We start from the raw sequence: 23,470 nt of genomic DNA, 5'->3' as shown, positions 1-23,470 counted from the left end.
GATCTACACAACATCCTTGAACTCAGCCCATTCTTACAACATAGACCAGCGAACGCTGGGCAAGTATTACCGGCTCTATGAGGAACTCATGGATCACTGGAAAGAAATTTTACCAGTGACAATCTACGAGCAGAGCTACGAAGATCTTGTTTCGGACCAGGAAGCTGAAAGCCGAAAACTAATCGATCATCTTGGATTGGATTGGGATCCGGCGTGTCTGGAGTTTTACAAAAGCTCCAATCAAGTGTTTACGGCCAGTCAATCACAGGTCCGGCAACCAATATATACCTCTTCCCGAGGCCGTTGGAAAAAGTACGAGCCGCATATTCAGCCGCTTCTTGAAGAACTTGGAATGGTGTGAAACTGAACTCGCCCGCCCCCACTTTCCGCCGCGGGTGGGGTTGAAAGGTTGGCTGAACACATGCCTCGCAGCTTGCCGGTCACGTTGTTTTCCCTTTTTTGCTGGTGCTGTTGCCTGGGCGCGATAGCGGCCGCTGGGCTGGGGCTTTCTGCATTTGCCGCGCCGGACTTCTGGCTGACCGACAACATGAGCTTTTTCCTGCGGCAGTTCCTGGGGGCCGGGGCATTCGGGTGTGTGATGGGGCTCAGCGGACTGTTTCTCCGTCACCGGCTTTCGAAACTCTACAAGTTTACAGTGGCCATAGCGATCACAGGCATGGTCGTTTTGGCAGGCTTGACCCTGGTCCGAACAACGGAAAACACGGTTTCTCTTGCCCAATCACCAGACCATGGCAACCAAATTCGTGTGGTGTCGATCAACATCGAAAATCTCTTTTTGGGCGACACTGTCCTTCAAGCCTATTTGAGCGCAGTGAATGCGGACGTCATTGTATTTCAAGAAACACTATGGTGGCTGCAAGAGCGGCGCTGGGAGCGGCTTGGTTTACCGGTCGGCGGTGCCGGTTCCGGCGGTTTTCCGGGCAATTACCATGTTGGACAGCTTGGCGGTCTGGTCGTCTATTCCAGATTTCCGATCACCGGCATACGCCCTATTACCATAGACGGCGAGACGCCCCCAGGCGCCAATGTCTACTATGATGCCGACAGGGAACTCATAAGCCTCACGCTGGAAACCCCATCCAAAGCCGTAAAATTGGTCGCCATCCACCCCGACAGTCCGCGCACCAAGAGCCGCTGGCAAAACAAGCGGCGGTATTTTGATGCCACCGATGATCTGATCCGGGACCTGCGGTCCGCCAACGAGTTGCCCCTGCTCGCCATCGGCGACTGGAACAGCGCGCCCTGGTCGGCACGCTTCCAAAGGTCCTTGTCAGACAACAACCTGAAAACCGCCTATCCCGGTGGTTGGCCCCAAACGACCCGCTTCTTCTTCGATTACCGGCTGCATTGGATCCTGGGAGCACCTGTCGATCAATTTGCCGTAACCGAAGGATTGGAGGTTTTGGGTGTTTCGCTTGGTCCGGATATCGGATCGGACCATCTGCCTCTGGTCGTTGACCTGGCAGTAAGGAACTAGGGTCAGGTTCGCTGTGGGTTAGGCGGATCAGCATTTGAGGCCTTTGCCGGAATCGCTCCAAAAGCCGATAGGATGCAACTTACAAAAAAGAAACGATGGCAAAGCTTTACTTCAACTACTCGTCCATGAATGCCGGCAAGTCGACCGTTTTGCTGCAGGCAGCCTATAACTACCAGGAACGGGGCATGACGACGCTCCTGCTTATTGCTGCCTTCGATGACCGGGCGGGCACCGGCCGGATTGCCTCGCGGATCGGCCTCGCGGCGGACGCAGATGTGTTTTCGTCAGACACCGATGTTCTGGCACATGTAACGAAAGCGCATCGCGCGGAGCCGGTAAATGCTGTCCTGGTCGATGAAGCCCAGTTTCTGACCGAGGCTCAGGTTTGGCAGCTTGCACGCGTTGCCGATGAACTGCGCATCCCGGTCATGTGTTTTGGCCTAAGGACAGACTTTCAAGGAAAGCTGTTTCCCGGAAGTGCCGCCCTCCTTGCGATTGCCGACAATCTGAAGGAGATCAAAACGGTCTGCTGGTGCGGCCGTAAGGCCACGATGGTGGCCCGGCTGGATGGCGAAGGAAAGATCGTCGAAGAAGGCAACCAAGTCGTCATCGGCGGAAATGAGACCTATGTTTCCTTGTGCCGGCGGCACTGGTCCGCACGACAGCTCTCTGACGGGTCCCAGGACGGATAGATGACCGGATAGATGGCTTGAAGGTGCCACCGCGCGCCCTTAAAAGAGGGTAGAATTGCCACAACGGGACAACGCGTATGATCGGGAAGTTTTTCAAGAACCTGTTTTCTTCTGAGGGCGAAGCTCCCAAAAGCGCTTCCAAGGAAACGATGGTGGTTTACGACAACTATCGGATCATCGCACAGCCCCAGTCCTCGAGCGGCCAGTGGCAGGTGTCGGGACGGATCGAAAAAGACTTCGGAGAAACAACCAAGACCCATCGTTTCATCCGGGCCGATACATTGCCGGGCGAGACGGATGCGGCCAACGAAATGATCCGGAAGGCTAAAATGATGATTGACCAGCAGGGCGACACCATATTCGATTAGAAAAGACAGACCGCCCACGTCGGACAGATACTGACATCAGGACAACAAGCCATCCCTGTTGCGCCGGTTCCGGTTCCCCCGCCTGACATGGCCGATACCGCCCCGGTTCAGAAAGCAGCCATGAAACGTAACATCGCCCTTAGCCTTCCCAACATCCTGACTTATGGCCGCATTGCAGCTGTTCCTGCGGTTGCCGTTTGTTTCTATTTTGAGGGCACGACGCCACGCTGGATCGCGTTCGGACTGTTCATTCTTGCAGCGATTACAGACTTCTTCGACGGCTACCTGGCACGCGCCTGGCAACAGCAATCTGCTTTGGGAAAGATGCTGGACCCGATTGCAGACAAGCTGCTTGTGTCTGTGTGCCTCTTGATGCTGGCAGCAGACGGGACGATCGGCGGGTGGTCCATGATCGCCGCGATCATCATCTTGTGCCGCGAGATCCTGGTGTCAGGCTTGCGGGAATTTCTTGCCGAACTTCAGGTCAGTGTCCCGGTAACCCAGCTGGCAAAGTGGAAGACAACCGTGCAACTCATTGCAATTGGCCTGCTGCTCGCTGGACCGGCTGGCGACCTGCTAATCCCCGGCACTACGCTGGCCGGTCTCGTCGCCCTCTGGCTGGCGGCCCTGCTGACCTTATATACAGGTTATGATTATTTCCGTGCCGGCATCGGCCACTTGATCAAAGAGTAGCCCTGGCCGCTTCACCAGACCATCAAGTCACAGTTTCAGGAGACCCCATGATCATTCGCTACTTTGCCTGGGTCCGTGAACGTGTTGGAACCGATGAAGAGACGATCGAGCTGCCGGAAACCGTTCAAACGGTTGCCGATCTGATCGGCCATCTGAAAACACTGGACGCCAATCATGCCGCCGCCTTTGCAGAAGAAGATGCAATCCGCGTTGCCGTCGATCAGCTCCATGTTGAAACCGATGCAAAGATCGGCAGTGCGCGGGAGATCGCCTTTTTCCCCCCAATGACCGGAGGCTGAGCAGTGCCGGTTCAACCAACCATCAGGGTGCAAAAAGACGACTTTGATGCCCTGGCGGAAAGCAAGAGCCTCACAGAAGGACGGCAGGACGTTGGCGCAGTGGTGACCTTCACCGGTCTTTGCCGGGACGAAGCCGGTACATTGAGTGCCCTGGAGCTGGAACATTATCCAGGAATGGCAGAGGCCGAATTGAGCCGAATTGCCACTGAGGCAGTGGCCCGCTGGCCTTTGACTGGTTTAAGCGTGATCCACCGGTACGGCAAAATCAAACCGGGCGAGAACATCGTTCTGGTCGTCGCCTCTTCCGCGCACAGACGGGCCGCCTTCGAAGCGGCCGACTTTCTAATGGATTTCCTGAAAACCCGTGCGCCCTTCTGGAAGAAGGAGCACCCGGTCAGCGGCAGGGCCAGTGTCTGGGTCGAGGCAAAGGCGGCTGACGACACAGATGCTGCCCGGTGGAAAAACACCTGAAGACATTTTGCATCTGCCCTTATAAAGTCCCGGATCTCTCCTTTGCATGAATGCCATGCAATTGGACCTTCTCAACATTCCGGTCCAGTCCTTGTGAAAAAAGATACTGCAAACAACCGCTCCAACGTGAGCCGCTCGCCGTCAGACACAGCAGCAGCCGCTTCCAATCCTGAAATTGTTCGGGACCCGGGAATACCGTTCGTCGAGTTTGTGACCATTATTGCGATGATCATGGCGCTCAATGCTCTTGCCATTGACGTCATGCTGCCCGCCCTGCCGGCAATCGGCGACGCATTGAACATTGCCGAAGACAATGACCGCCAACTGATCCTGCTGTCCTATTTGATCGGCTTCGGCGGAGCCCAGTTGTTTTTTGGTCCCATTACAGATGCGATCGGTCGCAAGAGCGTTCTGGTTGGCGGGCTTGCCCTGTACAGCCTCGCAAGCATCGCCGCGATTTTTGCCTCGGATGTGGATCAGTTACTTCTGGCAAGGCTTGTCCAGGGGATCGGCTGCGCGGGCGCGCGGGTGACAGCCTTGTCCGTGGTGCGGGACTGCTACACGGGCCGGCGCATGGGCAAGGTCATGTCACTGGTCATGATGGTGTTCATGTCCGTTCCGGTGATTGCCCCCTCTATCGGTCAGGGCGTTTTGATCATTGCCGGCTGGCATTGGATTTTCACCCTGCTGCTGTTTGCCGGTATTTCAATGCTGGTCTGGTGCGCCTTGCGCCTGCCGGAAACATTGCCAGCGGAAAAACGCAGACCGATGGTGCTGGCCAACATTGTCAGCGCCTACATGACCGTATTCAAGACCCGCACCAGTCTCGGCTACACGGTCGGCACGGCGTTTGTTTTTGGCGGCCTTTTCGCGTTTCTTGCCATGTCTCAGCAGATTTTTGTCGACATTTTCGACCTAGGCGCCCTGTTTCCGCTCGTCTTTGCAGCCATTGCCATCACCATGGCGGCCGCATCCTTCATGAACGCCCAGCTGGTCGAGGCGATTGGCATGCGCCGCCTCTCCCATATCGCGACGCTTTGCTACACAGGCCTAGGTGTCGTGATTTTTGTGATCTCAGCTGCCGGGCTTGAGACCTTCTGGCTGTTCCTGGCGCTGAATGCCGTGATCATGATGACCTTCGGTTTTGTTGGGGCGAACTTCAACGCCATGGCCATGGAACCCCTGGGCGACATTGCCGGCACGGCTTCCTCGGTGATCGGGTTCATCAGCACGCTCGGTGGTGCTCTTCTCGGCTATGCAATGGGACAGCAGTTCAATGGAAGCACACAGCCGCTCGGTCTTGCCTTTGCGCTTTACGGCCTCGCAGCCCTTGGCTGTATTCTCTATGCGGAAAAGGGCCGGATGTTCCATGCCCTCGACCGGGAAACACCGGAAAAAGACTAGCAGCAACAAAAAGGCGGCCATTTGGCCGCCTGAACTTGATGACAAAGCCCCTTACAACCAGGGTCATCCCGGTCAAGCGCAGCGCGAACCGGGATCGGAGAGCCACAAAACTACAGTTGCAGTGAGCATTATTCTTAACCTCCGGGGTCCACCGATCCCGGATCGCAGCGATGCTGCGTCCGGGATGACGAATTGAAAGTTTATCAGCAGTCTGAGGCGGCCATTTTGGCCGCCTTTAACATGGTCTGCCCTGGGGTCTAGACCAGTGTTCAGCCAGCAGCGGCTTGAAGCGCGGGGGCTTCGGGACGTACGGCTGCGTCGTAGTCTTCCATCAAGGTCTTGATAATCTCGCCGACCTGGTAGGTTGTTCCGTTGATCTCGGACACCGGTGTCACTTCAGCGGCCGTTCCTGTCACGAAGCACTGTTCAAATCCGGACAATTCCTCAGGCAAAATGGTCCGTTCGATGACTTCAATGCCCCTCGCACGGGCCAGATCCATAACCGTCTGGCGGGTAATCCCGTTCAAGAAGCAGTCAGGTGTCGGCGTGTGGATCGCTCCATCCTTTATGAAGAACACATTGGCACCGGTTGCCTCGGCAACATGGCCCCGCCAATCCAGCATAAGAGCGTCGGTATAGCCCTTGGATTCAGCTGCGTGCTTGGAGATCGTGCAGATCATGTAAAGACCGGCCGCTTTTGCCTTGTAGGGCGCTGTTTGCGGATCCGGACGCCGATACTCCGCAAGATCCAGCCGGATGCCTTTCAACCGCTCTTCCGGTTTGAAGTAGCTCGGCCACTCCCAGGCGGCGATTGCCAGGTGGATGGTGTTCTTCTGAGCCGAGATACCCATCATCTCGCTGCCCCGCCAGGCAACCGGGCGGATATACGCATCGGTCAGCTGCATACGCGCCAGCGTTTCTTCCTTGGCGGCGTTGATCTGATCAGCAGTCCAGGGAATTTCAAACCCCAGCATCCGGCCGGATTCCAGAAGCCGTTCGGTGTGCGCTTCCGATTTGAAGATCCGGCCGCCATAGGCCCGCTCGCCTTCAAACACACTGCTTCCGTAGTGGAGCCCGTGGCTTAGGATATGCAGTTTTGCATCCGACCAAGGCACGAATGTTCCATCGTACCAAATATCACCGCTGAGCTGATCAAAAGGCGTTGCAGCCATTCTCTATCTCCCGCCCGTTTTTAGGCGTTTTTGTTGTCTTGCCGCGGAGCCGTGTGGCACCCATCAAATGCGCTTGTGGGATGACTGTATGTTTTGCACAGCGTCCCAACTACCGGTATCTTGATATCTGCGGCGTTTTTGATCGGATTCGTTTAACATCTGATGCATGAAAAAGCATCAAAAAGACCGATCATTTCGTCCGCAGCCGCCAAGAAGTAACAATCGACCAGAATTAAGTCAATATGACTGACGTAAATTTCAAAACCATGTCTTTGCCTGGACAAACGGGGGCCGGCGGTACATCCGGACCATCCGATCAATCATCGGACGATGCCTCCTTGCCTTACGACCTCATCGAGCTTTTGTTCTTTGCCTACCGCGACTTTACCGGCGATCCGGACGATGTCCTGGCAAAGTTTGATTTCGGGCGCGCGCATCACAGGGTTCTGCATTTTGTGGAACGCAATCCCGGCATGATGGTCACTGACCTGTTGAATATCCTCCGGATCACAAAACAGAGCCTCGGGCGCGTTTTGAAGCAGCTGGTGGATGCGGGAATGATCGAGCAGCGCGAAGGCCTGCATGACCGGCGCCAGCGTCTATTGTACACAACGGAACAAGGACATGCGCTCGCCGAGGAATTGACGCGCCTTCAAAAGGTGCGCCTTGAACGCGCCCTAATCGGGCTGCCAAATGGCAGTGAAGAAACCATCCGTCAGTTTCTCCTGCAAATGATCGACCCGGACGCGCGCGCGGACATCCTGGCACTCGTGCGCAGTTCGTTTGATCTCAAGGGTTGATCCTGGCGCTGGACTTTTTGTGAAGGATATCAGGCTTAATGAACGCTCCGTTGCCCGATGACAATGCCAATCACATTCTGCTTGTTGACGATGACAAGCGCATCCGGGATCTGCTGGGCCGGCTCTTGAAAGAAAATGGCTACAGGGTCTCCGGCGCAGCAAACGCAGCGGAGGCGCGCACATGTCTGTCCGGCCTAGAATTCGACCTGATCGTCCTCGACGTCATGATGCCGGGCGAAACCGGCCTGGAATTGGCGGCCCACTTGCGGCGCGAGTCCCAAGTTCCGATCCTCATGCTGACGGCACGGTCGGACGCACCGGACCGGATTGCCGGCCTTGAGGCCGGTGTGGATGATTACCTTGCAAAACCGTTTGAACCAAAAGAACTCCTCCTCCGGGTCGCGGCCATCCTCCGGCGCGGCAATCAGGCTCCGCCGCAATCCGTCGCGGAGATAAAATTCGGACCGTTCTGCTACAATGTCGGCCGGGGCGAGTTGAAGAATGGTGATGACCTGGTCCGCTTGACCGACCGCGAGAAACAGATCCTGTCTATCTTCGCAGATCAACCCGGTGCGACGGTGCCGCGCCACAAGATCGTAGGCGATGATAGCGGCCTTGGAGAGCGCACGGTCGATGTTCAGATCAACCGGTTGCGGCGGAAGATAGAAAACGACCCCGGAAACCCGATTTATTTGCAGACGGTGCGCGGGATTGGATACAGGCTTGCCTGTGACTGACCGCCCTCATTTGACAGAAACGCAGGATGTGTTCCGGCGCTTTAAGGTTCTGTTGCCGCTTCGGCCATTTTACAGAACATACAGGAAGGTCTCCCGTTTCCTATACAAGGTCATGCCGAAAGGCCTGTATACGCGGACCTTCCTGATCATTGTCGCTCCGATCGTAATCCTTCAGTCTGTCCTCGTCTTTGTGTTCATGGAGCGGCACTACCAGCTCGTCTCCCAGCGTATGTCGGAGGCCGTTGTCCGGGAGATCGCAGCGGTTGTTTATGTCCTGGAAAATTATCCGCAAGGCCCGAATTACACCCGGATAGAAGAGCTTGGGTCTGCCGCACTAGGCATGTCGATGACCGTCATGCCGCCGGAGCCCCTGCCGCCGCCTGCGCCAAAACCCTTCTTTAATGTGATCGATCAGGAACTAAGCAAGGCGATCAGCCAGCGGATCGGCAAGCCGTTCTGGATTGATACCGTTGGGCGGTCCCGGTTTGTGGAAATCCGGATCCAGCTGGACGATTCTGTCTTGCGGGTCTTTACCCGCCGCAGCCAGACTTTTGCGTCCAACTCTCATATTTTCCTGGTCTGGATGTTCTCGACATCCCTCGTTCTTCTCGTCATCGCCCTGTTGTTCCTCCGCAATCAGATCCGGCCAATAGTTCGTTTGGCCGATGCGGCCGAGGCATTCGGAAAGGGCCGCCCGGTCGAAAACTTCCGGGCTTCCGGTGCCCGCGAAGTACGGCGTGCGGGCCTTGCCTTTATCGACATGCGGCGGCGTATCGAACGGCAGATTGAACAACGCACGACAATGCTGGCCGGGGTTAGCCATGATTTGCGCACCGTTTTGACCCGTCTCCGGCTCCAGCTCAGCTTTCTGGCCGACACGCCGGAGCGTGACGCCATGAAAAAAGACGTCAACGAGATGAGCCACATGCTCGAGGATTATCTCGCCTTTGCCCGTGGAGACGGCGACGAAAACTATGCAGCCGTGGATATGGCGGTCATGTTTGAGGAGATTGAGGAAGAGGCCGAGATCTCCGGCCATGCCATTTCAGCCTATTTCGAAGGTCCATCGGAACTGGACCTGCGCCGTGTTGCCATGAAGAGATGCCTGTCCAATCTGGTCACCAACGCTTTCAAATACGGCACACGTGCAAAGCTCTTCGGAACCATTGAGGCGGATTGGCTGGAGATTACTGTCGATGATGATGGCCCCGGAATTCCCAAAGACGAGCGCGAGGCCGCGTTCCAGGCATTCCACCGGCTGGATCTTGCGCGCAATCAGGATGAGGCTGGGAGCGGTCTCGGACTTGCCATTGCCCGGGACATCGTGCGCGGCCATGGCGGCGACCTGACACTGGAAGACAGTCCGCTTGGCGGGCTTAGAGCCCGCATCCGGATCCCGGCTTAATACCAACCTCAGGAATCAGTAGAGGCGGCCGCCAATTGGAACTTCCTTGTCCGGGGAAATGAGCACCACCTCTCCATCCTCGTCCGGAACACCGAGCGTGAGGACTTCGGACATGACCGGACCGATTTGCCGCGGCGGAAAATTGACGACAGCCAGCACCCGCTTTCCGACCAGCTGATCGGGTGTGTAATGTGTCGTAATCTGTGCGGAAGTTCGTTTGACACCGATCTCTTCACCGAAGTCGATCCGCATCTTGTAGGCGGGCTTGCGTGCTTCGGGGAATTCTTCCGCCTCCACGATTTGCCCGACCCGCACGTCCACTTTCAAGAAATCATCAAAACCGATCTGGTCGCTCACAAGACCCTCCCTGCCAAATTGGAGGGACCATGGCGAAGAGTCTCCAGAACCTCAAGCCCGGAAATTGTTCAGACCGGCTCCGCAACCTCATCGTCGGAGGCTGATGCTGTCTTTTTTGAGCGCCCGCGCCGGTCGGCAGCGGTTCGCAAGAGCGAGCCGATCCCCTGAAAGAGCCCTTCAAGCCGGTTGATCCGCTTCATGAACGACGTGCCATTGTCGAGCTCCTTGTCGAGTTTCGACATTGTCCGCGGCATGCCTTCGTCTTCCTCGTCCAGCCAAACATCGACAACACGGTTGAAGGCAATGGCGAGACCTTGTGAGACCAGGCCGGCCTTGGGACCCGACAAATCAATCCCGGCTGCGATCAGCATCCATTTCTGCGAGCGTGTCTCGAGTTGATTGAGGTCGAGCGCAAGTGCCGTGTCTTTCTTGGCTGCGCTGCGAAGGGACCTCACCGCCTCCTTGTGCGCTGCCAAAGCATCGATACGGTTCATGAGTACATCAAACAAGCGGTCCCGCGCTGGCTGATCGCCCATGTCCTCGTCGCGTTCATCAAGAACCTCCGCATCAACCTTCTCAAGGAACGCGGCGACAAGCGACCGTTTCGATCCGAAAGCTGCCCGCATGTCCGACAGTTTGACCCCGGCCGTGTCAGCGACAAGCGGCAGGGAAACGTCGTCATAGGAATGGGACGACAGCAGGTCGAGGAAGGTTTTCAGAATTTTTTGCTTGGTCTTCGCAGTTGCCATCATGGCCTCCGGAACAATGTTAGTAACCCTCAACATAGGCACTGCGAACGGCGGCGGAAAGGGTGACTGTCCGCCGCATGACGCTTCCAGAGTGTCAGTTTGAGAGGTCCCGGGCACGGGCCACGGCCGCTGCAACGGCCTTGGTCATGACCGGCTGCATGCCATCGGCATGCATCAAAACGTCGAGCGCCGCAGCAGTGGTGCCGTTCGGGCTGGTGACGTTTTTCCTCAGCTGTGCAGGGTGATCAGCAGACTGGTGCATCAGCTCACCAGCTCCGCAGACCGTTGCGAAGGCCAGTTCCTCGGCCAGGGCGTCCGGTAACCCGGCAGCCTTTCCAGCTTCGCTCAGCGCTTCTGCCAGGAAGAATACATAGGCAGGACCGGATCCGCTCACTCCGGTGACAAGATCGATCTGTTCTTCCTTGTCCAGCCAGACAACTTTGCCAACGGCAGAGAGCAAGTCTCCAATTGTTGTCTTCTGCGCGTCACTGACGTTTCCGGTGGGGTAAACAGCAGTGATGCCACGGCCAACCATGGACGGCGTGTTCGGCATGCAGCGCGCGACAGGGACGTTGCCGAAAACGGACGTGAATTTCGAGACTGGCGTTCCCGCGGCAACAGACATGACAAGCGTGTCGTCCGAAACGGCAGATTTCAGTCCGGGCAGGACACGGTCCATCATCTGCGGTTTGACCGCAACAAGGACAATTCCTGCGGTGACATCGTCAGGGACCGCCGTGACATGGCGGATGCCCTTCGCGGATAAAAATGCCACCATGTCATCGGATGGTTGAGGGTCACAAACGATAATGGCGGCAGGGTCGATGCCCTCCGCCATCCATCCGGACAACATAGCCCCGCCCATCTTGCCGGCGCCGACAAGAAGGAAGGGCCGTTCCTTTGAAAAAATCATGCTTCTCCTGCAGTCTCAAACAGGGCCATATCCAAAGCGTCCGCAGCCGTGTTACCGGCCCAGACCACGAATTGGAAAGCCTGATAGAACCGCTCGCAGTTTTCAAGTGCGTTTTGGAGCATGGTCTCGATCTGCGCGGACGATGCCTGCGCACCGCCGGACAACAGCAAGGACTGGCGGAACATGATGACGCCCTCCTTGCTCCACAGATCGAAATGCCCTGCCCAAAGCTGCTCGTTTATCAGAGCCAGCAGCCGGACAATTTCGGTCTTGCGCAGGTCTGTGACCTTCAGGTCGAAGGCGCAGGCCAGATGAAGCGCCTCGACATCTTCCATCCAGGAGAAAGACACATGGTAATCGCACCAGCTGCCGGCAATGGAGATGGTGATCTCGTCATCGTCCGACCGTTCAAAGGTCCAGTCGTTCAATGCAGCAACGGTTTCGATGGTATCGACGGGATTGTCAGGTCGCTCGAAGTCGATCTCGATGAGGCTCATGTGCCTTCTCCCCTTTCGAGCCGGGGCCTGGTACCCGGTTAGGATAACCGAGCGGGCCGCCGGGATAAGTCCCAAGCCGGAGGAGCAAAACGCGTCCTTGAGTGGCCCTTCTTAAGAGGAACCGGTTCCGCCCTGCTCCGACGAATCCCTGTTACCTAGAGTATAGGTGCAGGAATCATTTTGGCGATACCTAGCAATTCACGCTCAAAAGCCGAAAGTTGTGGACGACTCAGCAAGAATAATCAGCAAACTGCTCAAAAACACTGCAATTCCGCCAAGTCCAACTGTCGTCGTCTTGTCATGAATTATGAACAGCAATCGTCGGCCGCCTGCCCGCAGACGGCCCCAAAAATCCCATCCGGACTCATTTAGCGTTTTCGAGCGCGTCCAGCCGGGCTTCGAGCGCTTCGATTTTGTCGAGTGCGCGCACAGCCATATCTTTCACAGCCTCGTGCTCCTCACGGGAGACCATGTCCATATCGGACAGGAAACGCTCTGCCTGTGCCTTGAAGGCCGTTTCGACTTCGCGCCGCGCCCCTTGGGCCACGCCGGCAGCGTCGGTCATCAATTTTGCAAAATCGTCGAGAATGCGGTTTGGGCCTTGGGTCATCCGACCCTCCTTGATCAGACAGTATGAAACGTTGAAGCGGCCGGTCCGGAGATATCGTCCACCCGGACGCCTATGGAAGAACAGGTATGAGGGTTTGCGCGCAACTTCAAGAACCCTTTCGCGTGGCTGTGATCCAGCGCGGCTTGACGTCCGCCGTCAGATGGCGCAAGCGTGGCGCCGGTTCGCCCGAAGCCAATCGGACTGTTGGGCCTAAACAACAGGTGATGTCTTGCCACCCCATACTGGTCTTCCGTTTCCTGATATTGATCCGGTCCTCTTCGAAATCGGTCCTTTTGCCCTGCGCTGGTACGCTCTGGCCTATATCGTCGGCATTTTGCTGGCCTGGCGCTACATGCGTGCACTGATTCAGAATGACCGCCTGTGGGCCGGACAGAAGCGGCCGACAGCAGCCGACCTTGACGATTTTGTCTTGTGGGGAACGCTCGGGATCATCATAGGCGGACGGCTTGGCTATGTCCTGTTCTACAATCCAGCCTACTACCTTGAGCACCCGGCCGAAGCGCTGGCGATCTGGACCGGCGGCATGTCCTTTCATGGCGGTTTTGCTGGAACAGTCATCGCGATGGTTCTCTTCGCCGCAAGCAGGGGCGTTTCAGTACTGACATTGTTTGACCTGGCGGGCTGTGCGGCACCCATCGGGATCTTCTTTGGACGGATCGCCAACTTCATCAACGCCGAACTCTGGGGCCGCCCCACAGACGTTCCCTGGGCGTTTGTTTTTCCGGGAGCCGGCCCGGAGCCCCGCCACCCAAGCCAGCTTTATGAAGCCGCGCTTGAAGGCGTAATCTTGTTTCTTGTGCTCCGGGTTCTGTCCTACCGTTTCCAGCTCTTGCAAAAACCCGGTTTTCTGGCAGGCGCTTTTGCGTTTGGATATGGCATCGGAAGATCGATTGCCGAATTCTACCGCGTACCTGATGCCCATATCGGATACCTCTCCGGGTTCTTCACCATGGGCATGCTGCTGTCCGTACCGATGATCCTTGCCGGGCTTGCGGTCATGATCTGGTCTGCAACCCGCAAGCCGAAAGCAGTGGCCGAGTGACCGCTCTGAAGGCCAAAATCAAGGCCCGCATTGCCGCGAGCGGCCCGCTCACCATTGCCGAGTTCATGTCGGTGTGCCTGACCGATCCGGAGGCCGGGTATTACACCACCCGCGAACCGTTCGGCGCCAAAGGGGACTTCATCACGGCCCCCGAAGTGAGCCAGATGTTCGGCGAACTGATCGGGGCCGTCTGTCTGGGAGGCTATGAGGCGATTGGCAGACCGGAGGCGTTTCATCTCGTCGAGCTTGGCCCTGGGCGCGGCACCTTGATGGCGGACTTTTTGAGAATGGCTGCGCTAAGGCCGGCATTTCTGGACGCCGGCGAGCTTCACCTGGTTGAGATGAGCGCCCGGTTGCGCGCCCTTCAATCAGAAACGCTGAAAGCCGCTCCACTGACCCCGCATTTTCAAGACCGGTTTCAGGATGTCCCGGAAGGTCCGCTTATCCTTGTCGCCAACGAGTTTTTTGACGCGCTTCCCATTCATCAGTTTGTCCGCACTAAGGGCGGCTGGCAGGAACGTCATATTGGTTTAGACGCTTCGGGCGAGCTTTGTTTTGGTGTTGGGAGCGTGCGTTTGCCGGAGGCGTTAACACCGGCTTCGGCCCAAGACGCACCTTTAGGCAGCATCCTGGAAACACAGCCCGCAGCCAACGCAATCGCTCACGACATCGGCAGCCGGATTGCCAGTCATGGCGGCATTGCTCTCTTTATCGACTATGGCTACGAAAAACCGGCAGCCGGGGACACGTTGCAAGCTCTCCACAAGCACGCCTTTGATGATGTCCTGGCTCATCCGGGTGAGGCTGATCTGACAGCCCATGTCAATTTCGAAGCCCTCGCAGCGGCCGCAAAGGACGCCGGGGCGGCGGCCCTGCCCCTCATGACCCAAGGCGACTTCCTGCTGAAGTCGGGCCTTCTGGAGCGCGCCGGGAGCCTCGGCACCGGACGGCCCCACACGGAACAGGAAGCCATACGGGACGCGGTCGAGCGTCTTGCCGGCCCGGATCAGATGGGGAAACTGTTTAAGGTCCTGGCAATTACCCAGAAGGGTGTCTCATTCCCGCCATTTGACTCAGACACTTGAACCGAACAAGGTTCGGCCAAAGCGCTGCAACCGGCGAAAGACTATTCGGAGCACATTATGAAGCTGGAGGCCGACGACCTTAAACTCGACGGGATCTCGCACGGTTTTTTCACCCGGGAGGGTGGTGTTTCCTCCGGGCTGTACGGCAGTTTGAATATCGGCCTTGGCTCTGACGATGATCGCGATCTGGTTTTGGAAAACAGATCCCGCGTGGCGAGTACGTTCGGTGTCGACCCCATCCGCCTTCTGTCCCCTTACCAAATCCATTCACCCGATGTGATCATGGTCTCGGGGCCCTGGAGCGAAGATGCGAACAGGAAAGCGGACGCGCTGGTAACCGGGAGCGAAGGTCTGGCAATAGGTGTTGCGACAGCTGACTGCGGGCCGGTCTTGTTTGCAGATCCCGGCGCCAAGGTTGTCGGCGCCGCCCATTCAGGCTGGAAAGGTGCTGTCACCGGAATTCTTGAAAACACGGTCACGGCCATGGAAGATCTGGGGGCGAAACGCGAGCGGATCATCGCTGTCCTCGGCCCCTCGATTTCGGCGAAAGCCTATGAGGTTGGACCGGAATTTCATGCCCGCTTTAACGAAACGGATCCGGCCAACAACCAGTACTTCACTGCGTCTGAGAAGGCCCGGCATTTCATGTTTGACCTTCCAGCCTTCATCACCGGTCGCCTGCGCGCCTTGAACCTTGCGAAGGTGACCGATCTGGCGGTGTGTACCTATCGGGACGAAGCTCGGTTTTTCTCCTACCGCCGCACCACCCATCGCCGTGAACCGGACTACGGGCGGCAAATCAGCGTGATTGCACTGAAGTAAGGATCTGTCATGGCGCTCCACTTCTCCGGCGAAGAGTTTCAGTCCCGCTTTGATCGTCTGAAAACCGTCATGGAGACGGAGAAGCTCGATGCGATCTTAATGTTCGCGCAAGAGAGCATGTATTGGTTGACCGGTTACGACACGTTCGGGTTTTGCTTCTTTCAGTGCCTCGTCGTCACGCAGGACGGCCGGAAAGTGCTTCTCACCCGCTCAGCCGATCAACGGCAGGCCAAGCACACGTCGAATATCAGCGACATCCGTATCTGGATTGACAGTGGCGGTGCCAACCCCGTTCTCCAGCTCAAGGACCTGTTGTTCGACATGGACCTGCTCGGAAGCAGGATTGGGATTGAGTATGACACCCATGGCATGACGGGCCGGGTCGGCCTTTCCATGGAGGCCGAGCTGTCGAGCTTTGCAGACATTCAGGACGCCTCCGGGTTGGTCGACCGGCTACGTTCGGTCAAAAGCCCTGCCGAAATCGCGTATGTAAGGGAGGCTGCGAAACTGGCGGATGCCGCCTACTATGCGGCCTTTGAGGAAGTCCGGCCCGGGGCCAGCGAAGCGCGCATTCTGGCAGTCATGCAAAATGCAGTCCTGGAAGGCGGCGGCGATTGTTCCGCCAACCCGTTCGTCATCGGATCTGGACGCGATGCCTTGTTGTGCCGCTACAAATCCGGCCGCCGGACGCTCGGCCAGAACGACCAGCTCACCCTGGAATGGGCGGGCAGCTACAATCACTATCACGCGGCATTGATGCGCACTGTTGTTATCGGCAGTCCGACGGAGCGACATCACGAGATGTACATAGCAGCGCGCGAGGCGCTCACTGCGGTCGAGACACAGCTTGTCCCGGGCCGTACATTCGGCAACGTGTTCGAGGCACATGCCGAGTGTCTGGACTCGCACGGTCTCATGCCGCACCGTCTGAACTCATGCGGCTATTCGCTTGGCGCCCGTTTTGCCCCCTCCTGGATGGATGCGCCCATGGCCTTTAAGTCGAACACCACGGAGATCGAAGCCGGCATGGTATTGTTCATGCATATGATCTTGCTGGATTCGATCACCGAAACAGCAATGTGCGTCGGCCAGACCTATCTGACGACACATTCCACTCCCGAAAGCTTATCCACGCTGCCTCTCGACCTTCCGGTCAAGTCAGGCTAAACCATGATCACCTTGCGGCCTGCGATTCAGGCAGCAACGACACCGGTTTCGAAAACGACATTACAGCCAGGCGTGTTCATGCCCAACCTTGCCGACCTCTTCTCCCGCTCTGCCGTCCGCAAATTTGTGGGTCTGGTGCTCGTCACAGGACTGGCGGCCTGCCAGGCCTCGCCGCAACCGCCGGCCGCTGTTTCCGCGGGCGTAACCGCGCCCTCCATTGCCCGGTCCCAAGCCGTACCCGGTGAGACAACCTTCGCCTTCGAGCCTTTTACGGGAGCGCCGGGCAATATCGCCGATGAACTCTCGGAACAGATCGGCTCGGAGGCCCGCAGGCAGGGGATCACGCTGGTCCGCCGTGTTGGTGCGAGCGCAACCTACCGTGTCAACGGATATCTGGCGGCAACGGGAGAGCCTGGAACAGTGTTTTATGTGTTCGACATTGTCGACAGTTCTGGCAAGCGGCTGAAACGAATCTCAGGAACGGAATCCACCGGAGGTACTTCGGGGGACCCGTGGCAGTCGGTAAGCTCATCGGAATTGAGCCGTATCGCAAATCGCTCCATGGTAGAAATCAAAGCTTGGCTCAACCGACAATAATTAGTTAGCCGGACAACTGAAGCGTAGGGTCACAAAATTTCGAAAAAAGCGCTTTTGTGGTCCTGATGGCTGTTGTCGATTGGATGGTTGGTTGTTACAACGCCGCCGCCTGCCAAGGGTTACATAGTCTGCCCTCAGCATACGGCATCTTGACTACGACTAAGGCCCTTTCCGCGTGTTTGCCGCCCTGGCAGACCCGGTGTCGCACCAGAAGGACTTGCGGCTCATGAAGATCGTCGCGGGCAACTCCAACAGAGCCCTGGCTGAGGAAATTTCCAAATATCTGGATGTCCCATTGGCCAAATGCCAGGTCCGGCGGTTTGCCGACCAGGAAATCTTCGTTGAAATCCAGGAAAATGTGCGCGGCGAGGACGTATTTGTCGTGCAGCCGACCAGTTATCCGGCCAACGACCACCTGATGGAGCTGCTCATCATCATCGATGCGCTCCGCCGGTCTTCCGCCCGCCGGATCACGGCTGTCATTCCTTACTTCGGTTATGCGCGGCAGGACCGCCGGGCCTCGGGACGGACACCAATTTCCGCCAAGCTGGTCGCCAACCTGATCACCGAGGCAGGAGCGGACCGCGTCTTGACCATGGATCTTCATGCCGGACAGATCCAGGGCTTTTTCGACATTCCGACAGACAACCTGTTTGCCGCTCCCGTCATGACGCGTGACATCAAGGAACGGTATGCAACCGGCAATGTCATGGTGGTGTCGCCGGATGTTGGCGGCGTGGTCCGCGCCCGGGCATTGGCCAAGCGCATCGAAGCCCCGCTTTCCATCGTCGACAAGCGCCGGGACAAGCCCGGAGAATCAGAAGTCATGAACATCATCGGTGAGGTGAATGGGTATGACTGCATCCTGGTCGACGATATCGTCGACAGTGGCGGCACCCTCTGCAACGCCGCGGAAGCGCTTCTGGCAAAAGGGGCAAAATCGGTCACTGCCTACATTACCCATGGTGTTCTGTCCGGTGGCGCCGTTGCACGCGTTACATCATCCAAGCTCAAAGAGCTGGTGATCACCAATTCGATCGAACCAACGGCCGCCATTACAGCGTCCGCCAATATCCGGGCCATCTCCATTGCGCCCCTGATCGGCGAAGCGATCAACCGTACGGCACTAGAAAAGTCGGTCTCCAGCCTCTTCAACTGATTACAGTCCATCTGATGCAAAGAGCGCCCCGTACACCGCGGGGCGCTTTTTTTATGTCTACTCAACACGTCCCGGCAGGCTTAAGTCGCCTGAGGCGACGTCGAAGACATCCACCACGCAAAGAAGCGGTGCATGAATGCTCTGGTTGACCCGCAAAGCAGAGGTCACACCGTCATAGGACATGTTTTCGACAACGGCAGGATCTTCGAAGCCGACATTGATTGTAATTTCCTCGGCCTTCAGGACAGGCGTGTATCCGGGGCTATCAATGTAAATCGGAAGGCCCGGCCAGGTCGCGGGCATGTTTGGGGTGGTACCTTCAGGAATGTCCTTCACGCCCAATGCTCCATCGCCGCAGGCCTCGTTGGGGGCCAGAACCACCCAATGGGAATGCCAGTTGGCACCGTCGTTCCCGACGTCTCCGTCACCGTCTTCATCAAAAAGCGGCGTGTCATCAAAGTCCGGATGACTGGTGGCTGCGAGTGCCAGAATGCCCCCATCCGCTTCGAAACCGACCGTTTCGGGAGACAAGGATGTCGGCCACACATAGGACAGAACCGGCGCGCCACCCAAATCTCCGTGTCTTTCGGGAACGGTTTCACCTGCGGTTCCCTTCAAAGTCATATGGAACGTCACGATCCGGCCTTCACGGTGAACATGCGCCGCGAGGATATCGAAGCTCTGGTCGATCTCAGAATTTTCCGCGGAGACAACAGCGCCGGTTTGATGGATGGCCTGATGGCTATGACCGCCATCGGCCAGTGCGATTGCGGGCGCTGCGGCGATCAGGGCGAGTCCAGGAATGTTTTTGAACATTGACTTCTACTCCGTATTTGATGGTCATGGCTTTTTAATAGCGAGTCGCTATTATTGCAAGTTTAATTTCGACTCGCTATAAAAGAACCATGAAATCAAATGACTGCACCCACCGCATTTCCGAACTTGTCGACCGGCTTTGCCGCCTGAATGCCGCTGACGAGTGGAACGGGCCATTGAATCCGTCGCAGCTCGCGGCGCTCAACTATCTGTCCAAAGCAAACCGGTTCTCCCGCGCGCCCTCCCATGTCGCAGACTACCTTGCGACCACACGGGGCACCGCCTCACAAACACTCAAGGCGCTTGCCCGAAAACAATTGATTGGAGAAACACGGGCTGAGAACGACCGGCGCAGCATCCGGTATGATGTCACGGCGGAAGGACAGGCTCTTCTGACCACCCCGCCCCCCTTAAGCCCGGCCATCGATGGCCTCACGGAGGACACGGCAACTGCCTTGGCAGATGCTCTCTCGGCCCTCGTGACGTCGGCCTTACAGAAGCGCGGCGGACGGTCTTTCGGCGTTTGCAAGACATGCCGTCATCATAGAAATTCGGGTCCGGAAGGGTTTTGCGCCTTGCTCGAAATCCCCCTCCGCCCGCCGGAAACAGAGCAAATCTGCCATGAACACACGCCAAATGGATGAAACTGCATGACACCGACAAGCACCATTCTCGGGCTATTCACCGGGCAACCACAGCAGCGGTGGGACGGCAAAGCGCCATCAGCCATCGGCAAATCAAGAACGGAAGGCCGGCTTGAAGTGGGCCCAAACGGTTTTCTGCTGGATGGTCAAGCCGACTTAGCGGTGCATGGAGGCCCGGAAAAGGCTATTCATCACTACGCATCCGAACATTATGAGACCTGGAAAGACACATTCCCGGATCTCGCGGGCAAATTCCTGCCCGGCGGCTTTGGGGAGAACATCTCGTCCCAAGGGTTTGTCGAGGCCGACCTGTGCATTGGCGATGTGTTCGAAGCGGGGACGGTCCGCCTTCAGATTTCGCAAGGCCGCCAGCCCTGCTGGAAGCTGAACCTGCATACGGAGAACCCGGCCATGGCGGCCTCCTTCCAGAAAAGCGCGCGGACGGGATGGTACTACCGCGTCTTGGACCCGGGCTTTATTGAAGCTGGAGATACCCTGACCCTTATTGACCGGCCCTGCCCCACCTGGAACCTGAAAGAGGTCATCCTTGCCCGTTTCAATCCAAAACTGGACCGCGAAACCGCACTCGGTCTGAGCAGCTTGAGTGAGCTTGCAGACCCATGGCGCGCAGCTTTTACGAAAAAGGCCGATCCCGGCTTTCAGGAAGACACCTCGCGGCGTCTTCCTGACGGCTAGATCAAGCGGCTGTAACTTCTTTCAAGAACCGGTCAACGGTGTCGCGCAGGCGTTCGGTACGGTGGCTCACATCCGTTGACGCCTGCAGAACCTCGCTTGCTGAATCGCTCGTAATCCGCGACTTGTCGCTGATTGTCATCATGGACCCAGCAACGGAACGGGTGCCAACCGCAGCTTCCTGAACGTTTGCGGAAATCTCCGTGGTGGCTGCCCCTTGTTCTTCGACGGCCGTTGCAATCGTGCCGGTGTATTCGTCCACCTGCTCCATGGTCTGGGCAATGCTTGCAATCGCCGTGACGGCGTCGGACGTTGCTGCCTGAACTTCCGAAACCTGGGTTTCGATCTGTTCGGTGGCTTTCGCTGTCTGGGTTGCCAGCTCTTTCACTTCAGACGCAACGACCGCGAAACCACGCCCCGCCTCGCCGGCACGGGCGGCCTCGATCGTCGCATTCAGTGCCAGAAGGTTCGTCTGCTCCGCGATGGCGGAAATCAGGTTCACCACCTCGCCGATGTTTTGCGCAAGCTGAGCGAGGCCGCCAATCCGGTCATTTGTCTCTTGAGCGGAGGTCACCGCCTCGCGGATCACCTGGGTCGTATTATCCACGTGACGCCCGATCTCCTGAATGGACGCGGAAAGCTCCTCGGAGGCCGATGCAACGGTTTGGACGTTGGCTGATGCTTGCTCTGAGGCTGCCGATGCATTGGTTGCCTCGCCTGAGGTTTCATCCGCGATGCTGTTCAGGTTTTCAGCGGTCTGCTGCATCCGGTTATTGTTCTCCGCAACGACGTTGAGCATATCTTCAACCTCGCCCCTAAAACCTTCGATCAGGTTCCGGACAGCTTCCGCCTGGGCTTCCTGAGCCCGGCGGCCTGCGTCTTGTTCTGCCTGCAAACGTTCGCGTTCCAGAGCATTCTCCCGGAACACCGCGACGGTTTGCGCGATATCGGAAATTTCATCGCGGGACCTTTGAGCCGGGATTTCAACATCGGTGTCCCCTTCGGCCAGCCGGCCAAGAACGCCTGCCAGTTTGCGGATCCGGCCAGACAGATTTGCCGAGATCAAGACGGCCACGATACCGGCCGCAACTGCAGTGATCATTGCAATAACAACGATCCAATTGCGCAAACCGGCAAGAGGGGCAAGTACTTCGGAGGCATCCTGAAGAACTACCAGCGCATAGTTTTTGCCAAGGAAAGCGAAGGGCACCGACGCTTCGAAAACATCCCGGCCCTGGAAGTCTTGCAGGTGGCTGAAGGATGCCTCGTTGCCAAGAACTTTCGTGACTTCCGGGACCGCAAGCGAGCTGCTCATAACCTCAGAGATTTCCGGTGTGCGCAGACTGTCGTTTTGAATGTCGCCATCGCTGTTAATCAGAAAGACATCCCCGGTTTCACCCAGACCGGAATATTTGCCAAGCATGGTGCTGATTTTGGAAACGGCTGTCTCATACAAGGCAACGCCAATAACTTTTGAACCGATGGCGATAGGGGCCGAGATAAACCCGACCGGCGCATCCGGGGATGGCGCATAGTCATCAACGTCAACAATGTGGAGGGCGTCGGCACCGCCGTTTATTGCAGCATGAAAGGCTTTTCCAGCGGCAGTATCCCGCCATTCAGCGGAGTTGAGGTTTTTGGCGAAGTCATCTTTTTTCTCAACTGTGTATATGACATCACCTTCCAGGTTCACCAGAAGCAACTCATGGAAACTGTTTGCTTTAGCGAACTCGCGCAACACAGTGTGATGCTTCGCATGAGCCTTGTCGTAGGGTTTTCGGCCCGCCTTCACCAACTCCGCACGTTGATCAGCTGGGTGCGGATTGTCAGTGACATAAATTTTTGTGAGCGTCGCCTGCGCATCGTCTCCATATTTTGCCCAGTTCTTGTCAAAATCTGAGTAAGCTGCCCGCAGTCCCTTGCCCGACGCATGGCCCGCAATCGTTGCCTGCTTGGTTTCGAAGTAGTGCACAAGCGCGTCCTTGCGGCTCTGTGCAAGCCCCATGATGCGATCCTCTGCCAGATTTTGGATGCTGGTGGCACCCGATACGTAACTGGCAAGACCCACTGCAGCAGAACAAGTTAAGGCTAGTCCGACCATGATGGCCGGCAACTTCCTGGAAACTTTCACGGATTGCGCTCCTGGCAATAAACGGCAGGGCCACAATGGCCCTGCCGGAAGGAACCTGAATTAAAGATTTTCGACGTTCACTCCGAAGGTCACGGCCCCGATCGGTTGGCCGCTGTCAGGATCAACAACAGGCACGCTGACCTGGCTCTGCAGCAACTGCGTGCTTTCGTCTTGTTCAAGCTCGCTGATATGGACAGAACCTGCACCTGCACCATACGTATCGGACCATTTGGCCTCATCCCCTTGCCAAAAGTCGGACGTGACATCGCTCTGTCCGACATTCAGGCCCTTGGCATCCATCACGAAAATCTCCGTAAACAGGCCATCGCTGCCATCCTGGAGATCAGCGAGATACCCTGATAAAGAGTTGTCAAGAACACTGTCGATCATGGGCTGGTCAACGGCCTCGGCCTCGGCCCGCCAGGTCTTATCCAACTCATCGATTTTTGCCTGATCGTGACCCGCCGTCTCCAGGTTTTGTGCCTTTACGGCCTCAATGACTTCGCCAGAGCTTGCAATCTCTGCAATCTGACCGCTTGCAAGGGCTTCCAATTCAGACTGAAACTCGTTGGCAAGCGCTGTTCCAGACATAAAAGAGAAAAGTATTAGGGAGTTAAAGATAGCTTTC

At 57.1% G+C, this 23,470-nt stretch carries 28 protein-coding genes; 19 read left to right on the top strand and 9 right to left on the bottom strand.

Annotated elements, in window-relative coordinates:
* The 8 genes from E1180_RS01280 to E1180_RS01245 form a co-directional block, all read left to right on the top strand.
* The coding region (locus E1180_RS01280; RefSeq protein WP_196220490.1) for a sulfotransferase family protein at nt 1–361 on the top strand (361 nt) is incomplete at its 5' end.
* A gap of 60 nt (nt 362–421) precedes the next feature.
* On the top strand, nt 422–1,498 hold the full coding sequence (locus tag E1180_RS01275) for an endonuclease/exonuclease/phosphatase family protein (protein WP_155189268.1): 1,077 nt from the start codon (nt 422–424) through the stop codon (nt 1,496–1,498).
* 95 nt (nt 1,499–1,593) lie between these two features.
* Nucleotides 1,594–2,190: a thymidine kinase gene (locus E1180_RS01270; RefSeq protein ID WP_155189267.1), complete on the top strand. Its 597-nt coding sequence runs from the start codon at nt 1,594–1,596 to the stop codon at nt 2,188–2,190.
* Nucleotides 2,191–2,267: 77 nt separating this feature from the next.
* Nucleotides 2,268–2,558: an HlyU family transcriptional regulator gene (locus tag E1180_RS01265; protein WP_155189266.1), complete on the top strand. Its 291-nt coding sequence runs from the start codon at nt 2,268–2,270 to the stop codon at nt 2,556–2,558.
* A 120-nt stretch (nt 2,559–2,678) separates the two neighbouring features.
* Nucleotides 2,679–3,251: a CDP-diacylglycerol--glycerol-3-phosphate 3-phosphatidyltransferase gene (gene pgsA, locus E1180_RS01260; RefSeq protein ID WP_155189265.1), complete on the top strand. Its 573-nt coding sequence runs from the start codon at nt 2,679–2,681 to the stop codon at nt 3,249–3,251.
* A gap of 47 nt (nt 3,252–3,298) precedes the next feature.
* Nucleotides 3,299–3,550 (top strand): molybdopterin converting factor subunit 1, encoded by a 252-nt coding sequence (moaD, locus tag E1180_RS01255; RefSeq protein WP_155189264.1) that lies wholly within the window; start codon nt 3,299–3,301, stop codon nt 3,548–3,550.
* 3 nt (nt 3,551–3,553) lie between these two features.
* Complete coding sequence (locus tag E1180_RS01250; protein ID WP_283404391.1) at nt 3,554–4,021, top strand: molybdenum cofactor biosynthesis protein MoaE; 468 nt, start codon at nt 3,554–3,556, stop codon at nt 4,019–4,021.
* Nucleotides 4,022–4,114: 93 nt separating this feature from the next.
* Nucleotides 4,115–5,425, top strand: a complete 1,311-nt coding sequence (locus E1180_RS01245) for a multidrug effflux MFS transporter (RefSeq protein ID WP_283404392.1) — start codon at nt 4,115–4,117, stop codon at nt 5,423–5,425.
* Nucleotides 5,426–5,694: 269 nt separating this feature from the next.
* Here the strand turns inward: E1180_RS01245 and E1180_RS01240 are convergent, their stop codons facing one another.
* Complete coding sequence (locus E1180_RS01240) at nt 5,695–6,597, bottom strand: branched-chain amino acid aminotransferase (protein WP_155189263.1); 903 nt, start codon at nt 6,595–6,597, stop codon at nt 5,695–5,697.
* 242 nt (nt 6,598–6,839) lie between these two features.
* On the opposite strand from E1180_RS01240, the gene E1180_RS01235 reads away from it, so the two are divergent.
* From E1180_RS01235 to E1180_RS01225, 3 genes are read left to right on the top strand one after another with little or no spacing between them, the layout of a single operon-like run.
* Nucleotides 6,840–7,397: a MarR family winged helix-turn-helix transcriptional regulator gene (locus E1180_RS01235; protein WP_155189262.1), complete on the top strand. Its 558-nt coding sequence runs from the start codon at nt 6,840–6,842 to the stop codon at nt 7,395–7,397.
* Between the two features lie 38 nt (nt 7,398–7,435).
* Nucleotides 7,436–8,134 carry a response regulator gene (locus E1180_RS01230; RefSeq protein ID WP_155189261.1) on the top strand — a complete coding sequence of 233 codons (699 nt, stop codon included), beginning with the start codon at nt 7,436–7,438 and terminating at the stop codon, nt 8,132–8,134.
* Nucleotides 8,127–9,539, top strand: a complete 1,413-nt coding sequence (locus E1180_RS01225) for an ATP-binding protein (RefSeq protein ID WP_341873538.1) — start codon at nt 8,127–8,129, stop codon at nt 9,537–9,539. The genes E1180_RS01230 and E1180_RS01225 overlap by 8 nt, the downstream gene beginning before the upstream one ends.
* A gap of 15 nt (nt 9,540–9,554) precedes the next feature.
* Here the strand turns inward: E1180_RS01225 and E1180_RS01220 are convergent, their stop codons facing one another.
* The 5 genes from E1180_RS01220 to E1180_RS01200 all read right to left on the bottom strand — a co-directional run bounded on the left by E1180_RS01220 (nt 9,555) and on the right by E1180_RS01200 (nt 12,665).
* The gene (locus E1180_RS01220; RefSeq protein ID WP_283404393.1) at nt 9,555–9,896 is read right to left on the bottom strand and encodes a tRNA-binding protein; all 342 of its coding nucleotides are present in this window, start codon (nt 9,894–9,896) and stop codon (nt 9,555–9,557) included.
* A 68-nt stretch (nt 9,897–9,964) separates the two neighbouring features.
* Nucleotides 9,965–10,681: a TetR/AcrR family transcriptional regulator gene (locus E1180_RS01215; RefSeq protein WP_208996791.1), complete on the bottom strand. Its 717-nt coding sequence runs from the start codon at nt 10,679–10,681 to the stop codon at nt 9,965–9,967.
* 58 nt (nt 10,682–10,739) lie between these two features.
* The gene (gene proC / locus E1180_RS01210) at nt 10,740–11,558 is read right to left on the bottom strand and encodes a pyrroline-5-carboxylate reductase (RefSeq protein ID WP_155189260.1); all 819 of its coding nucleotides are present in this window, start codon (nt 11,556–11,558) and stop codon (nt 10,740–10,742) included.
* Nucleotides 11,555–12,055 (bottom strand): type III secretion system chaperone family protein, encoded by a 501-nt coding sequence (locus E1180_RS01205; RefSeq protein WP_155189259.1) that lies wholly within the window; start codon nt 12,053–12,055, stop codon nt 11,555–11,557. The genes proC and E1180_RS01205 overlap by 4 nt, the downstream gene beginning before the upstream one ends.
* Before the next feature lie 364 nt (nt 12,056–12,419).
* Nucleotides 12,420–12,665: an accessory factor UbiK family protein gene (locus E1180_RS01200; RefSeq protein WP_155189258.1), complete on the bottom strand. Its 246-nt coding sequence runs from the start codon at nt 12,663–12,665 to the stop codon at nt 12,420–12,422.
* A 229-nt stretch (nt 12,666–12,894) separates the two neighbouring features.
* Between E1180_RS01200 and lgt the strand changes: the two genes are divergently transcribed.
* The 6 genes from lgt (at nt 12,895) to E1180_RS01170 (ending at nt 18,558) form a co-directional block, all read left to right on the top strand.
* Nucleotides 12,895–13,728, top strand: coding sequence for a prolipoprotein diacylglyceryl transferase (gene lgt / locus E1180_RS01195; RefSeq protein WP_155189257.1), 834 nt, complete (start codon nt 12,895–12,897; stop codon nt 13,726–13,728).
* Nucleotides 13,725–14,813, top strand: a complete 1,089-nt coding sequence (locus tag E1180_RS01190) for a class I SAM-dependent methyltransferase (protein ID WP_283404394.1) — start codon at nt 13,725–13,727, stop codon at nt 14,811–14,813. The genes lgt and E1180_RS01190 overlap by 4 nt, the downstream gene beginning before the upstream one ends.
* Before the next feature lie 57 nt (nt 14,814–14,870).
* Complete coding sequence (pgeF, locus tag E1180_RS01185) at nt 14,871–15,635, top strand: peptidoglycan editing factor PgeF (protein WP_155189256.1); 765 nt, start codon at nt 14,871–14,873, stop codon at nt 15,633–15,635.
* 9 nt (nt 15,636–15,644) lie between these two features.
* Nucleotides 15,645–16,802, top strand: coding sequence for a M24 family metallopeptidase (locus E1180_RS01180; RefSeq protein WP_155189255.1), 1,158 nt, complete (start codon nt 15,645–15,647; stop codon nt 16,800–16,802).
* A 126-nt stretch (nt 16,803–16,928) separates the two neighbouring features.
* Complete coding sequence (locus E1180_RS01175; protein WP_425280886.1) at nt 16,929–17,399, top strand: hypothetical protein; 471 nt, start codon at nt 16,929–16,931, stop codon at nt 17,397–17,399.
* 226 nt (nt 17,400–17,625) lie between these two features.
* Complete coding sequence (locus E1180_RS01170) at nt 17,626–18,558, top strand: ribose-phosphate pyrophosphokinase (RefSeq protein ID WP_155189254.1); 933 nt, start codon at nt 17,626–17,628, stop codon at nt 18,556–18,558.
* A gap of 57 nt (nt 18,559–18,615) precedes the next feature.
* On the opposite strand, the gene E1180_RS01165 is transcribed toward E1180_RS01170, so the two are convergent.
* Nucleotides 18,616–19,374, bottom strand: a complete 759-nt coding sequence (locus E1180_RS01165; protein WP_155189253.1) for a hypothetical protein — start codon at nt 19,372–19,374, stop codon at nt 18,616–18,618.
* An 89-nt stretch (nt 19,375–19,463) separates the two neighbouring features.
* On the opposite strand from E1180_RS01165, the gene E1180_RS01160 reads away from it, so the two are divergent.
* Nucleotides 19,464–20,018 carry a MarR family winged helix-turn-helix transcriptional regulator gene (locus tag E1180_RS01160; RefSeq protein WP_155189252.1) on the top strand — a complete coding sequence of 185 codons (555 nt, stop codon included), beginning with the start codon at nt 19,464–19,466 and terminating at the stop codon, nt 20,016–20,018.
* 6 nt (nt 20,019–20,024) lie between these two features.
* Nucleotides 20,025–20,714, top strand: a complete 690-nt coding sequence (locus E1180_RS01155) for an MOSC domain-containing protein (protein ID WP_155189251.1) — start codon at nt 20,025–20,027, stop codon at nt 20,712–20,714.
* A gap of 1 nt (nt 20,715) precedes the next feature.
* Here E1180_RS01155 and E1180_RS01150 read toward each other — a convergent pair whose 3' ends face one another.
* Together E1180_RS01150 and E1180_RS01145 are read right to left on the bottom strand one after the other, a co-directional pair.
* Entirely contained in the window at nt 20,716–22,716 is a 2,001-nt protein-coding gene (locus E1180_RS01150; protein ID WP_208996788.1) for a methyl-accepting chemotaxis protein, read from the bottom strand.
* Nucleotides 22,717–22,902: 186 nt separating this feature from the next.
* Nucleotides 22,903–23,433, bottom strand: a complete 531-nt coding sequence (locus E1180_RS01145) for a PDC sensor domain-containing protein (protein ID WP_155189250.1) — start codon at nt 23,431–23,433, stop codon at nt 22,903–22,905.
* Nucleotides 23,434–23,470 lie beyond the last annotated feature (37 nt).

Origin of the sequence: Roseibium denhamense (genome assembly GCF_009711415.1) — a bacterium.
GTDB classification, from domain to species: Bacteria; Pseudomonadota; Alphaproteobacteria; order Rhizobiales; family Stappiaceae; genus Roseibium; species Roseibium denhamense.
This window is presented reverse-complemented; position numbering and strand designations above follow the sequence as displayed.

Coding starts and splice junctions, on each gene's coding strand:
- E1180_RS01275 (WP_155189268.1), top strand. CDS start 422: ATGCCTCGCAGCTTGCCGGTCACGTTGTTTTCCCTTTTTTGCTGGTGC.
- E1180_RS01270 (WP_155189267.1), top strand. CDS start 1,594: ATGGCAAAGCTTTACTTCAACTACTCGTCCATGAATGCCGGCAAGTCG.
- E1180_RS01265 (WP_155189266.1), top strand. CDS start 2,268: ATGATCGGGAAGTTTTTCAAGAACCTGTTTTCTTCTGAGGGCGAAGCT.
- pgsA (WP_155189265.1), top strand. CDS start 2,679: ATGAAACGTAACATCGCCCTTAGCCTTCCCAACATCCTGACTTATGGC.
- moaD (WP_155189264.1), top strand. CDS start 3,299: ATGATCATTCGCTACTTTGCCTGGGTCCGTGAACGTGTTGGAACCGAT.
- E1180_RS01240 (WP_155189263.1), bottom strand. CDS start 6,597: ATGGCTGCAACGCCTTTTGATCAGCTCAGCGGTGATATTTGGTACGAT.
- E1180_RS01235 (WP_155189262.1), top strand. CDS start 6,840: ATGACTGACGTAAATTTCAAAACCATGTCTTTGCCTGGACAAACGGGG.
- E1180_RS01230 (WP_155189261.1), top strand. CDS start 7,436: ATGAACGCTCCGTTGCCCGATGACAATGCCAATCACATTCTGCTTGTT.
- E1180_RS01215 (WP_208996791.1), bottom strand. CDS start 10,681: ATGTTGAGGGTTACTAACATTGTTCCGGAGGCCATGATGGCAACTGCG.
- proC (WP_155189260.1), bottom strand. CDS start 11,558: ATGATTTTTTCAAAGGAACGGCCCTTCCTTCTTGTCGGCGCCGGCAAG.
- E1180_RS01205 (WP_155189259.1), bottom strand. CDS start 12,055: ATGAGCCTCATCGAGATCGACTTCGAGCGACCTGACAATCCCGTCGAT.
- E1180_RS01200 (WP_155189258.1), bottom strand. CDS start 12,665: ATGACCCAAGGCCCAAACCGCATTCTCGACGATTTTGCAAAATTGATG.
- pgeF (WP_155189256.1), top strand. CDS start 14,871: ATGAAGCTGGAGGCCGACGACCTTAAACTCGACGGGATCTCGCACGGT.
- E1180_RS01180 (WP_155189255.1), top strand. CDS start 15,645: ATGGCGCTCCACTTCTCCGGCGAAGAGTTTCAGTCCCGCTTTGATCGT.
- E1180_RS01170 (WP_155189254.1), top strand. CDS start 17,626: ATGAAGATCGTCGCGGGCAACTCCAACAGAGCCCTGGCTGAGGAAATT.
- E1180_RS01165 (WP_155189253.1), bottom strand. CDS start 19,374: ATGTTCAAAAACATTCCTGGACTCGCCCTGATCGCCGCAGCGCCCGCA.
- E1180_RS01160 (WP_155189252.1), top strand. CDS start 19,464: ATGAAATCAAATGACTGCACCCACCGCATTTCCGAACTTGTCGACCGG.
- E1180_RS01155 (WP_155189251.1), top strand. CDS start 20,025: ATGACACCGACAAGCACCATTCTCGGGCTATTCACCGGGCAACCACAG.
- E1180_RS01150 (WP_208996788.1), bottom strand. CDS start 22,716: ATGGGGCTTGCACAGAGCCGCAAGGACGCGCTTGTGCACTACTTCGAA.
- E1180_RS01145 (WP_155189250.1), bottom strand. CDS start 23,433: ATGTCTGGAACAGCGCTTGCCAACGAGTTTCAGTCTGAATTGGAAGCC.